12 protein-coding genes and 1 pseudogene are annotated in these 13,551 nt (G+C 68.7%); 9 read left to right on the top strand and 4 right to left on the bottom strand.

What is annotated here, in order from left to right:
* The first annotated feature begins 132 nt into the window (after positions 1–132).
* The 3 genes and pseudogenes from NS2_RS00830 (at position 133) to NS2_RS00820 (ending at position 2,882) form a co-directional block, all read left to right on the top strand.
* Positions 133–666: an Lrp/AsnC family transcriptional regulator gene (locus tag NS2_RS00830; RefSeq protein WP_033085078.1), complete on the top strand. Its 534-nt coding sequence runs from the start codon at positions 133–135 to the stop codon at positions 664–666.
* 79 nt (positions 667–745) lie between these two features.
* Positions 746–1,954, top strand: a pseudogene (locus NS2_RS00825) (benzoate/H(+) symporter BenE family transporter).
* A gap of 94 nt (positions 1,955–2,048) precedes the next feature.
* Positions 2,049–2,882 carry a sulfurtransferase gene (locus NS2_RS00820; RefSeq protein WP_071811634.1) on the top strand — a complete coding sequence of 278 codons (834 nt, stop codon included), beginning with the start codon at positions 2,049–2,051 and terminating at the stop codon, positions 2,880–2,882.
* Here NS2_RS00820 and NS2_RS00815 read toward each other — a convergent pair whose 3' ends face one another.
* Positions 2,883–3,581 (bottom strand): class I SAM-dependent methyltransferase, encoded by a 699-nt coding sequence (locus tag NS2_RS00815; RefSeq protein ID WP_045437120.1) that lies wholly within the window; start codon positions 3,579–3,581, stop codon positions 2,883–2,885. It lies immediately after the preceding gene.
* A 54-nt stretch (positions 3,582–3,635) separates the two neighbouring features.
* Between NS2_RS00815 and NS2_RS00810 the strand changes: the two genes are divergently transcribed.
* Positions 3,636–4,259, top strand: coding sequence for a TetR/AcrR family transcriptional regulator (locus NS2_RS00810; protein WP_228102511.1), 624 nt, complete (start codon positions 3,636–3,638; stop codon positions 4,257–4,259).
* Here NS2_RS00810 and NS2_RS00805 read toward each other — a convergent pair.
* Together NS2_RS00805 and NS2_RS00800 are read right to left on the bottom strand one after the other, a co-directional pair.
* Positions 4,200–4,841, bottom strand: coding sequence for an HNH endonuclease family protein (locus tag NS2_RS00805; RefSeq protein ID WP_045437122.1), 642 nt, complete (start codon positions 4,839–4,841; stop codon positions 4,200–4,202). The genes NS2_RS00810 and NS2_RS00805 overlap by 60 nt on opposite strands.
* Positions 4,842–4,995: 154 nt before the next feature.
* Positions 4,996–5,358, bottom strand: a complete 363-nt coding sequence (locus NS2_RS00800) for a hypothetical protein (protein ID WP_033085137.1) — start codon at positions 5,356–5,358, stop codon at positions 4,996–4,998.
* 285 nt (positions 5,359–5,643) lie between these two features.
* Between NS2_RS00800 and NS2_RS00795 the strand changes: the two genes are divergently transcribed.
* From NS2_RS00795 to NS2_RS00785, 3 genes are all read left to right on the top strand, one after another.
* A complete protein-coding gene (locus NS2_RS00795) occupies positions 5,644–8,481 on the top strand; it encodes a DEAD/DEAH box helicase (protein WP_033085077.1) in 2,838 nt (945 codons plus the stop codon).
* Complete coding sequence (locus tag NS2_RS00790; RefSeq protein WP_033085076.1) at positions 8,478–9,248, top strand: SWIM zinc finger family protein; 771 nt, start codon at positions 8,478–8,480, stop codon at positions 9,246–9,248. The genes NS2_RS00795 and NS2_RS00790 overlap by 4 nt, the downstream gene beginning before the upstream one ends.
* Positions 9,249–9,384: 136 nt before the next feature.
* A complete protein-coding gene (locus NS2_RS00785) occupies positions 9,385–10,434 on the top strand; it encodes a T6SS phospholipase effector Tle1-like catalytic domain-containing protein (protein WP_033085075.1) in 1,050 nt (349 codons plus the stop codon).
* Here the strand turns inward: NS2_RS00785 and NS2_RS00780 are convergent.
* Positions 10,431–11,060: a hypothetical protein gene (locus NS2_RS00780; protein WP_145961789.1), complete on the bottom strand. Its 630-nt coding sequence runs from the start codon at positions 11,058–11,060 to the stop codon at positions 10,431–10,433. The two genes, NS2_RS00785 and NS2_RS00780, sit on opposite strands and share 4 nt — an antisense overlap.
* Positions 11,061–11,407: 347 nt before the next feature.
* Between NS2_RS00780 and NS2_RS00775 the strand changes: the two genes are divergently transcribed.
* Positions 11,408–12,289, top strand: a complete 882-nt coding sequence (locus NS2_RS00775; protein ID WP_145961790.1) for a gluzincin family metallopeptidase — start codon at positions 11,408–11,410, stop codon at positions 12,287–12,289.
* A 7-nt stretch (positions 12,290–12,296) separates the two neighbouring features.
* Positions 12,297–13,547, top strand: coding sequence for a ComEC/Rec2 family competence protein (locus tag NS2_RS35755; RefSeq protein ID WP_158660850.1), 1,251 nt, complete (start codon positions 12,297–12,299; stop codon positions 13,545–13,547).
* Positions 13,548–13,551: the final 4 nt, after the last annotated feature.

Raw genomic sequence — 13,551 nt, 5'->3', positions numbered from 1 at the left:
GTGTCCGTCGAGCAACCGATGTGTGTCCTGTACCACACAGCATCCTCTGCCTGGCTAACTGCGCAAGCAAGGCGCGCCGAACTGTGCAGAATGCTCGGTCGTGGGCCGGGCGCGAGTGTCATACTGATCCCCATGAGCAGCAGGGAGCCCATTTCTGCCCCGCTGGATGCCACCGATGCCCGGCTGTTGCTGGAATTGGTGGCCAACCCCCGCGCCACGGGTGTCGAATTGGCGGCGCGCCTGGGCCTGTCGCGCAATACCGTGCAGGCCAGACTGGCTCGCTGGGAGGCGGGCGGGGTCCTGGCCAGCTTCGAACGCCGCGTCGATCCGCGGGCGCTGGGCTATCCCTTGGCAGCCTTCGTCGCGGTGGTCGTGGACCAGCACCGGCTCGACTCGGTGGTTGCCGAACTGGCCGAGATTCCGGAGGTCACCGAGGTCTGCGGAATGACCGGGCCCACCGATCTGACCGTGCGGGTGGTGGCGACCGACGCCGAGGACCTCTACCGGCTGAGCGGCAGCATTCTGAAGATCCCGGGCGTGGAGCGCACCAATATGGGGTTGGTCATGCGCTCGCTCGTGGGTCCGCGCGTCACGCCGCTGCTGGAGCGCCTGGCGATGGTGAACGGCGCGGTCGCCCGACCGGCTCCGGACGCCGACGGGTTCTGAAGACGAACGGTCGAATTTCAGTCCAGTTTCGCGGGATTGGCCGCTGACCCCGGGGTGACTGGACCGCGACGATGACCCGATGAGCACCAGCGTCACCGGAACTCCGGCGGTCGAGAGCCCGCCCGCGTCCGGCATCGGGCAGCCCATCGGGGCCGGAATCGTCACGGCCCTGGTCGGATTCACCAGTTCGTTCGCCGTGGTGCTGGCCGGATTGACCGCCATGGGGGCCACTTCGGCGCAGGCCGCGTCGGGCCTGCTGGCGGTCTGCGTCACCCAGGCGGTCGGCATGATCGTGCTGAGCCGCCGGTACCGGATGCCCATCACACTGGCCTGGTCCACGCCCGGGGCGGCGCTGCTGGCGAGCACGGGCGCGGTGACCGGCGGCTGGGCCGCGGCGGTCGGCGCGTTCGCGGTGGCGGGCGGTCTCATTGTGCTGACCGGTTTCTGAGGGCGGCTGGGCGCGTTGATCGCGCGCATTCCGGTCGAGATCGCGCAGGCCATGCTGGCCGGGGTGCTGTTGCCGCTGTGCCTGGCCCCGGTGAAGGCGGTCCCGGTGAGCCCGGCCGTGGTGGTGCCGGTCATCGCCACCTGGCTGGTGTTGCAGCGCTTCGCGCCGCGGTGGGCGGTGCTGGCCGCCTTCGCGGTGGCGGCCGTCGGCGCGGGTATCGACATCGCGGTGACGCATCGCCGCCTGGATGTGGCGGGGATGGTGCCGCACGTGGAATGGACGGTGCCGCACTGGAGTTGGCAGGCCCTGATCGGTGTCGCGATTCCGCTGTACATCGTCACCATGGCAGCCCAGAACATTCCGGGTACCGCGGTCATGCAGACCTTCGACTATCGGGTGCCGTGGCGGGCCGCCATGACCGTCACCGGAATCGGCACGGTGCTGGGCTCGGTGGCGGGCGGGCACGCCATCAATCTGGCGGCCATCAGCGCGGCGTTGTCCGCGGCCCCGTCGGCGCATCCGGATCCGAGACGCCGCTGGATCGCGGCGTTCACGGCGGGCTGCTCGTACCTGGTCCTGGCGCTGGCCTCGGGCGCGCTGGTCACGCTGGTGGCCGCCGCGCCGAAGGGGGTACTGGAAACCGTTGCGGGACTTGCCCTCATCGCCACCCTCGCCGGAGCCCTCACCGCCGCCCTGACACCGGCCACCCACCGCACCGCCGCCGCGCTCACCTTCCTGGTGGCCGCCTCCGGGGTCTCGCTGCTCGGCATCGGCGCGGCCTTCTGGGCGCTGGCGGCCGGATTGCTGGTCCGCTGGTTCCTGCCCCCGGCGACCCCGTGAACCCGCTCCGGCCTACCCTCAGCGGAGCGCCTCGCCCCGTGGTTAGGGTGGCGTGATTCGGCTTCATGCGGTGATTCGGCGAAGAGGAGTTGGCTTGAGTTCGGTGCTGATTTCGGTTGCGGAGCTTGCGGACCTGCTGGCGGCGGGCGGAAACCGGGTGCGACTGCTGGATGTGCGGTGGTCGCTCGGGGATCCCGATGGGCCGCAGCACTATCTGGCGGGCCACATTCCGGGCGCGGTGTTCGTCGATATGGAGACCGAACTCGCCGCGCCCGCCTCCGCGGCCCGCGGGCGGCATCCCATGCCGGAGCTGGCGCACCTGCAGAAGTGCGCGCGCAGCTGGGGCGTCTCCGATGGGGACACCGTGGTCGTCTACGACGCCACCGGCGGCATGGCGGCGGCGCGGGCCTGGTGGCTGCTGCGCTGGGGCGGGGTGGCCGACGTGCGCATTCTCGACGGCGGGCTGCCCGCGTGGGAGCGCGCCGGGAGCAAGATCGTCGCCGGTGACGAGCCGGACCCGGAGCCGGGCACCGTCGTCCTCACCCCGGGCAATATGCCGACCGTCGACGCCGATGGCGCGGCCGGCTGGCACGGCCTGCTGCTGGATGCCCGCGCCGGCGAGCGCTACCGCGGCGAGACCGAGCCCATCGACCCACGGGCGGGCCACATTCCGGGCGCGGTGAGCGCGCCGACGGCCGAAAATCTCACCGCCGCGGGTCATTTCCGAACACTGGACGAATTGCGTTCCCGCTTCACGGGATTGGGCTCCGGACCGGTGGCCGTGTACTGCGGTTCGGGCGTCACGGCGGCGCACCAGGTGGCGGCGCTCGCGGTCGCGGGCATCGATGCCGCGCTGTACCCGGGCTCCTGGTCGCAGTGGTCCAACGACCCCAAGCGACCCGCCGCCACCGGTGCCGAGCCCGCCTGATCAGCCGGGTTTGACCGCGGTGAGAATGCCGGTCGAGTAGGGGCCGGTGCGGAATTCGATTGCGGTGAAACCGATCTCGGCGAGCACGTCGCGGTAGCCGCGCACGTCCACGGCGGCCATCCGATCATGACCATCGCCGTGATCGTGGGAGTGCCCCTGGCCGCTGCGATGGGCGGCCAGGTGCGCCATGCCCTTGATCGCCAGTCCACGCAGGCCGCCGCCCGGATGGGTGTCGGCGAGCAGCAGGCGACCGCCCGGCCGCAGCATGCGGAACACATTGACCAGGGCGTCCTTCCGGGCGTCCTCGGCAATGTGATGCATGGCGAAGGTGGAGGTCGCCACGTCGAAGGACGCGTCGGGGAGCGACACCGACTGCGCCGCGGCCAGTTCGAAGGTGCAGCCGGGCGCGGCGTGTGCGGCGGCGTAGCCGATCATCTGCGGTGACGGGTCGACGCCGATGGCCCGGCCCCCGGGCTGGGCCTGCCGGGCCAGTTCGTTGGCGAGCCGGCCCGGGCCGCAGCCGATATCGATGGCGCGATCGCCCGGTCGGACCCCGGCGGTCTCGGCGAAGTAGCGGGTCATGCGGTCGGCGCGGCCCAGGCAGTACACGTCGGTGAGCAGCTTGTAGCGGCGCGGCCAGTTGATGAGAGCGCCGACGGATCGGGATTCGGTATCGGACACTTGCTTGTGCTGGGTCATGGGATCCATCATCGAAGGATGGGAAATCCCAGGCCAGAAACAGTTTCCGGGCAGGTGTCCGTTTCCGGACACTCGGGCGGGATCCGTCCGGAAACGGCTGCCGTCAGCCCCGACCGGCGGGTCCGCCGCACCCGCATGGCGTTGCACCGCGCGTTGATCGAGCTCATGCAGCAGCGGCCCTACGCGCGGATCACGGTGCAGGACATCATCGATCGCGCCGATATCGGCCGCTCCACCTTCTACGCGCACTACCAAGACAAGGACGACCTGCTGCTGGTCAGCTGCATGGAGCATGTGCGGGCCGAGATTAAGGCCCAGTTGGCCCGCTACGACGGCGATCCGCCGCCGCTGGCTCCGATCGAGATCATGTTCCGCCTGGTCGACGCGCATCCGGACGTGTACCGCCCGCTGGTCGGCCAGCGGGCGAACGCCACTGTGCTGCGGACGATTCGGCAGACCTACGCGGAACTGCTCACCGAGCACCTGGGCCCGCGCCTGGGTCCGGACGCGGCCCCGACCGTCACCTTCCTGTCCTGGGGGCTGTACGGATTGCTGGAATCGGTCATGGACCCCCGCGACGAACTGACCGCCGAGCAGGCCTACCGCCGGTTCGCGCGGCTATGGGCAACCGCGGGCGACCCGGGCGAGGGCGTCCCGGTCGGCGGCGGTGACCGGTAGCCCGTACCGGCTCGCGACCAGCAGATACTTGCCCGCGTAGAAGCAGTGATCGGCGCGCGCGGGCGGCAGCCAATCGCCCGGCGTGCGATCGCCCTTGTCCCGGTTGGCTTTTCCGTCGACGGCGAGCAGGTTGTAGTCGACGTCATTGGCGAACCGCACCCGCCGCGACCGCGCCCACCCGGACGCGCCCAGATCCCACGCGGCCGCCAGCGGATACACGTGATCGATCTGCACGGTCTTGGCATCGGAACGATCGAAGCCGATGCGCGCACCGGTGTAGGGATCGTTCAGGGTTCCCGAGACCACCACGCAGGCGTTCCCGGGCCGGAACGTGACCCCGCTGAGCTGTCTCGCCAGCACGGTATTGCGGCTGTCGCAGCCGTCATGCCCGCCCGGCCCGTCGTGATCGTCGGTCCACGCGGATCCGAACACGCATCCTTGCCCGTTCCCGCAGCCCCGCTCATAGCCGCCCGGACGGGTGCGCTCGGGCACGATCCGCACCCCGGTCAGCAGCCGTTCCAGCTGGACCCGGGTCGGACTGCCCGGCGCGGGCGTCACCTGCCCGATGGACTCGCACCCCATGGCCGCGAGCAGGATGACGATCGTGCCGAGCAGGCGGAGCAGGGATGTTCCCTTGAACCACACGGTATTACGTGTACCGCCCCACCCCGCCCGAAGGTGCCGTCATGCGAACTTCGCACCCCCGCACGGGAGTGCGAAGTTCACGGACCGGCGGCTACAGCCAAGCGTGGGCGAGCAGGTCGTCGGCGGCGGTCTCCGAGAGTTGCGGTGGGAAGCGCGTTGCGGCAATGGAATCCACGTGCGCCCCGTCGTGCCCGATGAGCCAGGAGCCGCCGCGCTCCTCGCATTCGGCGATCTTGGCGAAAACCGTCAGCAGAAAAGTGATGGAATCACGCGGGTCGGAGGTGCGGGCGAGGCGCTGTGACTCGCCCGGCCTGGAAAGATCCAGCCACACCCCGGATTGCCCGTCTAGGCGCATCCCCACGATCTTGGTCGTGTCCACGAAGGTGAATTTCCGCCGTTCCCACGGAGTTGTGGGCGTGAAGCTCTGCTCGAGCACTTGGAGCAGAATCGTCATCTTCACGGCCTCCCTACGGTCTCGAAAGGTCCACGGCTCCGGATTGAGTCGCGGTGGATTGTCGGGTGCGCCCCGCCTGGCCTCTAGGTGGTGAACTCGGCCGCGATCCGGGCACGACAACGTTGTGCGCTGGACACAGCCGCCACCGACCTGTGCGGTGAACTGCGGATTTATCCAGTATGTTCCGTATCCGGACAGAAATAAAGGGGCACCTGACTCTCGAGTACCGATCGGCGGGTACCGGGGTAGCCCCGGGTTGTCGGACCGGGCTGGTTGGATGGTCGGATGCTGCACGGACTGTGGTCGCCGGGGTCCGGGTTGGTGCTCTGGCACGACCCGGGCGATGCCGTCGCGGCCATCGATGCGCTGAGCCTGCCGGATCCGCTGGGGTCGATCGTGCAGGCGGCCAAGTGGCGGCACCGGGCCGAGGTCATGGTGGCCGGGGCGTACGGGCCCGAGAAGACGCGGGTGCCCGCGCACGCACTGGCGCCGGACACGGCCGCCCGGGTGTTGCTGCAGGAGCTGCCGACCCGAGGTGCCGCCGGGGATCTGCGGTTCCTGGGGCATGTGGCGCGCGGGGTCGAGCGGTGGGTGCTGGCGGGGCGGATCGTGCCGGAGCTGCGGCGCGACGACGGCGAGTGGTGGGCGCGGTGGCGACTGCTCGGCGGGCAGCGGCAGCGGGCCTGGCTGGCCGAGCTGGCGGTGGTCATGCCCGCCGCGCTGCAGGTGGCCGGGCGGCCCACCGAACTGCTGGCGAATCTGATCGCGGAGATCGCCGATCCCATCGTCCGGATGCGCATACCCGTGGATGACATGCCGGAGTCCGCGGAGGGTGAGCCGGTGTCGCATCCGTTGCTGACGGCCCTGCTCGGCGCCGTGCCGCTGGAGACCGGGTCGCACCGGGTGGCCTCGGTGCTCGAGGATTGGCGCACCAGCCTGACCGCGGACGAGCCGGAACTGGTGCTGCGGCTGCTGGAACCCGACGGCGACGAGGCGGGCGAGCTGTGGCGGCTCGAGGTCTGTCTGCGCACCGAAGGCGAAGCGCCGCAACCGGTTCTGCTGCCGGGGGATCCGCACCTGATGCGGATCGCGGGGGAGAAGCTGGCGGCGGCCAAGCAGGCGTATCCGCGGCTGCGGGACCTGCCCGGTGACGCGCGCAGCATGGATCTGTTCCTGCCCACCGAGGTGGTGATGGATCTGGTCGCGCACGGGGCGAGCGTGCTGCGGGAGGCCGGGGTGCGGCTGATGCTGCCGCGAGCCTGGCGGGTTGCCGCCCCGGCCATGAAGCTGCGGGTGCAGAGCCCGGCCGCGACCGAAACCGCGATGGGGCTCAAGGGTTTGGTGTCGTTCCGGTGGGAGCTGGCGCTCGGCGACACCGTGCTCACCCCCGCCGAGATGGCGCGGCTGGTGGACTCGAAATCGGATCTGGTGCGGCTGCGCGGGGAATGGGTGCAGGCCGATCACCGGATGCTGGCGGCGGCCGCCGACTACGTGTCGGGCCGGACCGACGAGACCGAGACCACGATCGGCGGGCTGTTCGCCGAACTGTCCGCGCACCCGGTGATCGGGGTGCCGCTGGAGGAGGTCAGCGCTACCGGTTGGGCCGCAGAGCTTTTCGACGGGGAGCGCCACACCGAACCCGTCCCCGATCCGGTCGGGTTGAAGGCCGAACTGCGTCCGTATCAGCGGCGCGGGCTGAGCTGGCTGGCGACCATGAGCCGGCTCGGCTGCGGCGCGATCCTCGCCGACGATATGGGCCTGGGCAAGACGGTGCAGGTGCTGGCCCTGCTGGTGCACGAGCGTGAAACCGCCGCCGCCACAGCTGATCCGGTCGGTCCGACCCTGCTGGTGTGCCCGATGTCGGTGGTCGGCAACTGGCAGCGGGAGGCCGAGCGGTTCGCGCCGGATCTGCGGGTGCTGGTGCACCACGGGGCCGGACGGCGTTCCGGACCGGGATTCGATGCGGCGGTGGCCGATTCGGATCTCGTCATCACCACCTACGCGCTGCTGGCCCGCGATGTCGAGGAGCTGAAGCGGCAGGACTGGCGGCGGGTGGCCCTCGACGAGGCGCAGCACATCAAGAACGCGGGCACCCGGCAGGCGCGGGCGGCCCGGCTGGTCCCGGCGCGACATCGCCTGGCGCTCACCGGAACCCCGGTGGAGAACCGGCTGGAGGAGCTGCGTTCGATTCTCGACTTCGCCAATCCCAAGCTGCTCGGGAAGGCCTCGGAGTTCCACTCGCGCTTCGCGGTGCCGATCGAGCGTGAGCACGACGAGAACGCCGTCACCCGCCTGCGGGCCATCACTTCGCCGTTCGTGCTGCGCCGGGTGAAGACCGATCCCGCCGTCATCTCCGACCTTCCGGAGAAGATCGAGATGACCATTCGCGCCAATCTCACCGTGGAGCAGGCGGCGCTGTATCAGGCTGTGCTGGACGATATGTCGGCCAAACTGAAGGCCGCCAAGGGCATGGAACGCAAGGGCGCGGTGCTGGCCGCGCTGACCCGCCTCAAGCAGGTGTGCAATCACCCCGCGCACTTCCTCAATGACGGCTCCACGGTGCTGCGCCGCGGCCACCACCGCTCCGGCAAGCTCGCACTGGTGGAGGACATTCTGGAGTCGGTCATCGCCGACGGCGAACGCGCCCTGCTGTTCACCCAGTTCGCCGAGTTCGGAAACCTGCTGACCCCCTTCCTGACCGAGCGCTTCGGCACCGAGGTGCCGTTCCTGCACGGCGGTGTCGGCAAGGCGCGCCGCGATGCCATGGTCACCGGCTTCCAGCAGGACGACGGCCCGCCGGTTATGCTGCTCTCGCTCAAGGCCGGTGGCACCGGCCTCAATCTCACCGCCGCCAATCACGTTGTGCACCTGGACCGCTGGTGGAATCCGGCGGTCGAGAACCAGGCCACCGACCGCGCCTTCCGGATCGGGCAGCGGCGCGACGTGCAGGTCCGCAAGCTGGTCTGCGTCGACACCATCGAGGAGCGCGTGGACGACATGCTGAAGGGCAAGAGTCAGCTCGCGGATCTGACCGTCGGCACCGGCGAGAACTGGATCACCGAGCTCGGCGACGCGGAACTGCGCGAGCTGTTCGCGCTCGGCGCGGAGGCGGTCGGCGAATGAACACCTACATCGATTTCGGCGAGTTCGGCGAGCGCCGCCCGGTGCGCGGCGGGGTGCAGCCGCGCAGCCGGCGCGGCACCGCCTTCGCCAAGACCTGGTGGGGCCGTTCGTTTCTGGAGGCCGTCGAGCACGTCGCCGATGCCGGTCGCCTGGCCCGCGGTCGTTCCTACGCCCGCACCGGCCAGGTGGTGAGCTACCGCCTCGAACCCGGCATGGTGAGCGCGGAGGTCCAGGGCAGCCAGCCGCGCCCGTTCGTCTCGGTGCTCACCATGCGGCAGCTGCGCGACGATCGCCTCGCCGAACTCGTGGACCTGGTGCGCGCCACGCCCGGGTCGCTCGGCGAGATCGCCGCGGGCACCCTGCCCCGGACCCTGGGCCCGCTGCTGCTCCCCACCACGGTCTCAGAGCTCGGCTTCTCCTGCAGCTGTCCGGATTCCGGCTGGCCCTGCAAACATGTGGCCGCCATCTGCTACGTGATAGCCGAGCGCCTCGACGACCGCCCCGTCGAACTGCTGACCCTGCGCGGCGTCGAGATCGACGACCTGATCGGCGGCGTCCAGCGCGGGGGCCCGCCGACGGATTCCGCCGACCTCTACGGCAATGACCTGACCCTTCCCAAACTCCCCAAACCCGATTTCCATCCGGCCCCGGACGACCTCGACGCGATTCTGCTCCGCCAGGCCCTGCGCATGTCCGCCGAAGACGAACAGTCGGTGGCCGCGGGCCTGCGTCGGCTCCGCGCTGTCTACCGGTCCCTCGACACCTAGCGAGTAGCACCGCGGACCACTCCGTATCCGCCGATGCATATTTGCTATATAACCTGCGTATAGCGGCCGAATCGGCCGAGAATTCGAGTACCTCGTTACTCGATACTTGTTGTTCCGGCGGTTTCACACTCGAGGAGTGTCAACGCCGGCAACCGGTAAGAACATCGTCATCTGCCTCGACGGGACGGGTAATCAGGTCCGCGCCAACGGCAATACGAATGTGGTCTGTGTCTTCGAGATGCTGGATTTGAGCGATCCGGCCCGGCAGATCGCCTACTACGATCCGGGCGTCGGCACTTTCAGCGCCCGGGGAGCGTGGACTCCCATCGCGCGGTGGTTCTCGCGGATCCTCGGTCTGGCCTTCGGCAACGGCCTGCGCACCAATCTCGCCGAGGCCTATACGTATCTGATCGAGCATTGGCGGCCGGGGGATCGGGTATTCATCTTCGGGTTCAGCCGTGGCGCCTATACCGCGCGCGCCCTGGCGGGGCTGCTGCACGAGCCGGGGCTGTTGCGTCCGGGCAGCGAGAACCTGGTCCAGTACATTGTCAGCGCCTATACCAGGAAGACGACGGACTGGGACGAGCTCCACCAGTACACCAATGCCTTCTGTTCGAAATCCGCCGACGGTCGTTTCTCGATTCCGGTGGAATTCCTCGGGGTTTGGGACACCGTGAAGGCGGCCGGATTGCTCCGGTGGGCGCTGCACTGGCCGTTCACCCGGCAGGTTCCCAACGTGGCGAAGGCTTTTCACGCCGTATCCATCGACGAGAAGCGGCGTCCGTATCGGGAGTATCTGGTACTGCCCAGGTCCGAGCGGACCGTTCTCACCGAAACCTGGTTCGCCGGTGTGCATTCCGACGTCGGTGGCACCTTCGTGGACGATCCGAAACTGGCCAGGATCGCGCTCAAATGGATGGCCGACGGCGCCCTCGACGCCGGCGTGCTGTTGCGCGCGGACGCCTACCGCAAGAACTGCGCGCTCGCCACGGCGGACGCGAGCGGCCGCGTGCACGACATGGGCTGGATCTGGGCCCTGCTGACCTATCGCCACCGCACCGTTCCGCCCGGTGCCCGCGTCCACGCGAGCGTGCGGGCGCGCTGCGAAACCGATTCGCGCTATCGCAGGCGAATCCCGGCGGATGCCCGATGGGAGGACGAGCAATGGACCAAACCGCATCTCTAGCCGCCGAAATCTGCCGACCGGCGCGGCGCAGGTTGCGCACCTTCGCATTCGACCCTATGTCGACGCGGTTGACCGGGCAGTTTCTCACCCTCGACATTCCCTTCGAAGCCGAGCTGCGCCAGGGGCCCGACGGTGAACTCGTCCAGGTGGTGGATTTCGATGTGAGCCGCAACCGGTGGTACCTGCCGGTCGATCTCGATGCGGCGTTTCTGTTGGCGCAGGATGGAATTCGGCCCACCGAGAGTGATCCCCGGGCGCACCAGCAGGTGGTCTACGCGGTCGCTATGAGTGTCATCGAACGGTTCGAGCGGTTCATGGGCCGTCGCTTCCGGTGGCGGGGCGAGCAGAAGTTGCGATTGGTGCCGCACGCGTTCGAGGGGCAGAACGCCTATTTCGATCCACAGCGCGGCGCGGTGCTGTTCGGCTATTACCAGGCAGACGCCGACAATCCGGGTGCGAATCTGCCCGGACAGGTGATTTTCACCTGCCTGTCGAACGACATCATCGCGCACGAGGTGACCCACGCCATCGTGCATCGGATCCGGCGGCAGTACCGGCTGTCCACCAATCAGGATGTCTTCGCCTGCCATGAGGCGATCGCCGATCTGGTCGCGTTGTTCCAGCATTTCGCCTATCGCGATGTGGTGCTCGATGCCATCGCGAAAACCTCCGCCGGGCTCGCGAACAGTACCGGGCTACTGGAATTGGCGCGGGAGTTCGGCGAGTCCACCGGCCGCGGCGCGGCCCTGCGGTCGGCGATCCTGGACCGGAATTCGACATCCGGCAGTTTCGCCGCGGCCACCGAGCCGCACGAACGCGGTGCGTATTTCGTCGCCGCGGTGTTCGACGCCTATCTGGAGGCGTATCAGAACGCGATCGCGGATCTGTTGCGCGGATCGCCACCGGCGGCACCGGGATACCGCCCGCGGGACGGCTGCACCCGGATCTCGTCTCGCGGATCACCGATGAGGCGGTGCGACTCGCGGACCGGCTGCTCGGGATGGTGGTGCGCGGTTTCGACTACCTGCCGGTCGTCGATGTCACCTTCGGAGATGTCGTGCGCGCCACCGTCACCGCGGATCGCCGCCTGTATCCGGAGGATCGGCAGCACCTGCGCAGCATGCTCGTCGAAGCGTTCCGGCGGCGCGGTATCTGGCCCAAGAACGTCACCTCGTTGACCGATGACGCCCTGGTCTGGGTGCAACCGGATTCGGGTCTGCAACTCACCGGCAGCGTGGACCTGTCCAGAGCGATTCTGTCCGCCTCCCGGGATCTCGATCCGATCGGCCATGCCGGCGAACTGCGCACGCCGCCCATGCCCAACCTGAACGAACCCGCGGAGTCCGGCGACAGCGCGTCCACGCATCAGGCCTTCCACGAACTGGCGAAACAAATCAAGGTCTGGGCCAAAGCCAATGCGCTGCAACTCGGTCTCGACCCGAACTTCGCCATCGATTGCGAAGGCATCCACGTCTCGTACCGGCGCGCCGGAGATCGATTGCCCCGCCCTGAGTTGGCCATTCAGTTGCTGCAGCGACGCGAGGATCTCGAGGACTCCACTCGGACCGACCCGCCGCGGATCTACGCCGGTACCGCCCTGGTCGTCCGTGCCGACGGGCGGGTGGACTACGTGATCACCAAACCCCTGCCGTTCAGCAGTTCGGCGATGGCCGCCGGCAGTCCGGCGATGGGCGCGCAGGCAAGCGACTTCCATGCAGCCGGGATCGCCCGGCTCGAAAGGATGCGGTGCTGGTTCGCGAGGGTGGAAGCCGAGGACTCGCTGAGTCCCTGGACCGCCGAGCACGCGATCCACCGCCTCGACTTCGCCCGGATCCACGCCGCGGCCGGACAGTAGGTGCGAAATGTCAACCCCCACAACGATTGCCGTCCGAATGTACAACGTCGGATTCGGCGACGCCTTCACCGTGACGGTTCGCCACGCGGACCAGACCTGGCGGATGCTGGTCGACTGCGGCGTGCACAGTCAGGGCCGGGTACGCCCGATCCGGGAATCCGTGCAGGCCATCATCGCCGACCTCACCGCGGCAGCGGCCGATCACCACCCGCATCTCGATGTCATCGTCGCCACCCATCATCACGCGGACCACATCTCGGGCTTCGCCTGCGACGAATGGGCAGGCGTGGCGGTGGACGAGGTGTGGGTGCCGTTCGTCGAAGACCCCGACGACGCGGACGCCCGGCGGATTCGCGGCGGGCAGGCCGATGCGGCCGACGGGCTGGCCGCGCTCATCGGCAAACTCGGCAACGGTCTGTCGGCGAGCGTCGAACAGGCCCTCGATTTCGCCGTGAACTCCCAGGGCAATGCGGCAGCGACCGATCGGCTGCTGGGGCGCAACAAGAAGGGCTTCGCCTCGGCCCACCGGGTCCGGTACCTGCCCGGAAAAGACAAGGCCGACAACACGATCGAGGTGGAGCGGGTTGGTCTGGTCGCGCACATCCTCGGACCTCCGCGCGATGAGCGATTCCTGGCGCGCATGAATCCGCCCGCGAAGCAGACCTGGCCGGTCGTGCGCGCGGTGGCGTCCCCCGAATCCGCCGAAACCTGTGACAAGCCGGCGAATCTGTTCAACCCGCGCTACTTCGCCCAGGATGGCCTGCCGCTCGAGCTGACCCAGGCCAAGGATCAGCTGAAACTGGAAGAACTGCTCGACCACGAGGACCGGCTGCTGCGCGCCGCCGCGATTCTGGAGAACGCGGTCAACAACACCAGCGTCTTCTTCGTCCTCGATATCTCCGGAACGCGCCTGCTGTTCCCCGGTGACGCGCAACAGGGCGCATGGGATCACGTGCTGGCCGACGCCCACAATGCCGCGCTTCTGTCCGACCTGGCCTTCTACAAGGTCGGACATCACGGCTCGCACAATGCCACGCCGCGGGAGTTCGTCGAAACGGACTGGAAGACAAAGGGATACGCCATGGTTCCGTTCGGTCTCGTCGAGCGATGGGCGCGCACGATTCCGAAGCAATCGCTGCTCAACGCGCTCCGCAACCATCACCACACCGTGATCAGGGCCGACGAGCCGCCCCGTGCCGTACCCGGCAGCGTCGCCGTGCACGGCGATCTCTGGACCGAAGTCACCTTGACTGCCTGAAAGG

The organism is Nocardia seriolae NBRC 15557 (assembly GCF_007990715.1).
Lineage (GTDB): Bacteria > Actinomycetota > Actinomycetes > Mycobacteriales > Mycobacteriaceae > Nocardia > Nocardia seriolae.
Note: the sequence above shows the minus strand (reverse complement) of the source record. Positions and strands in the feature narration are given on the sequence as shown.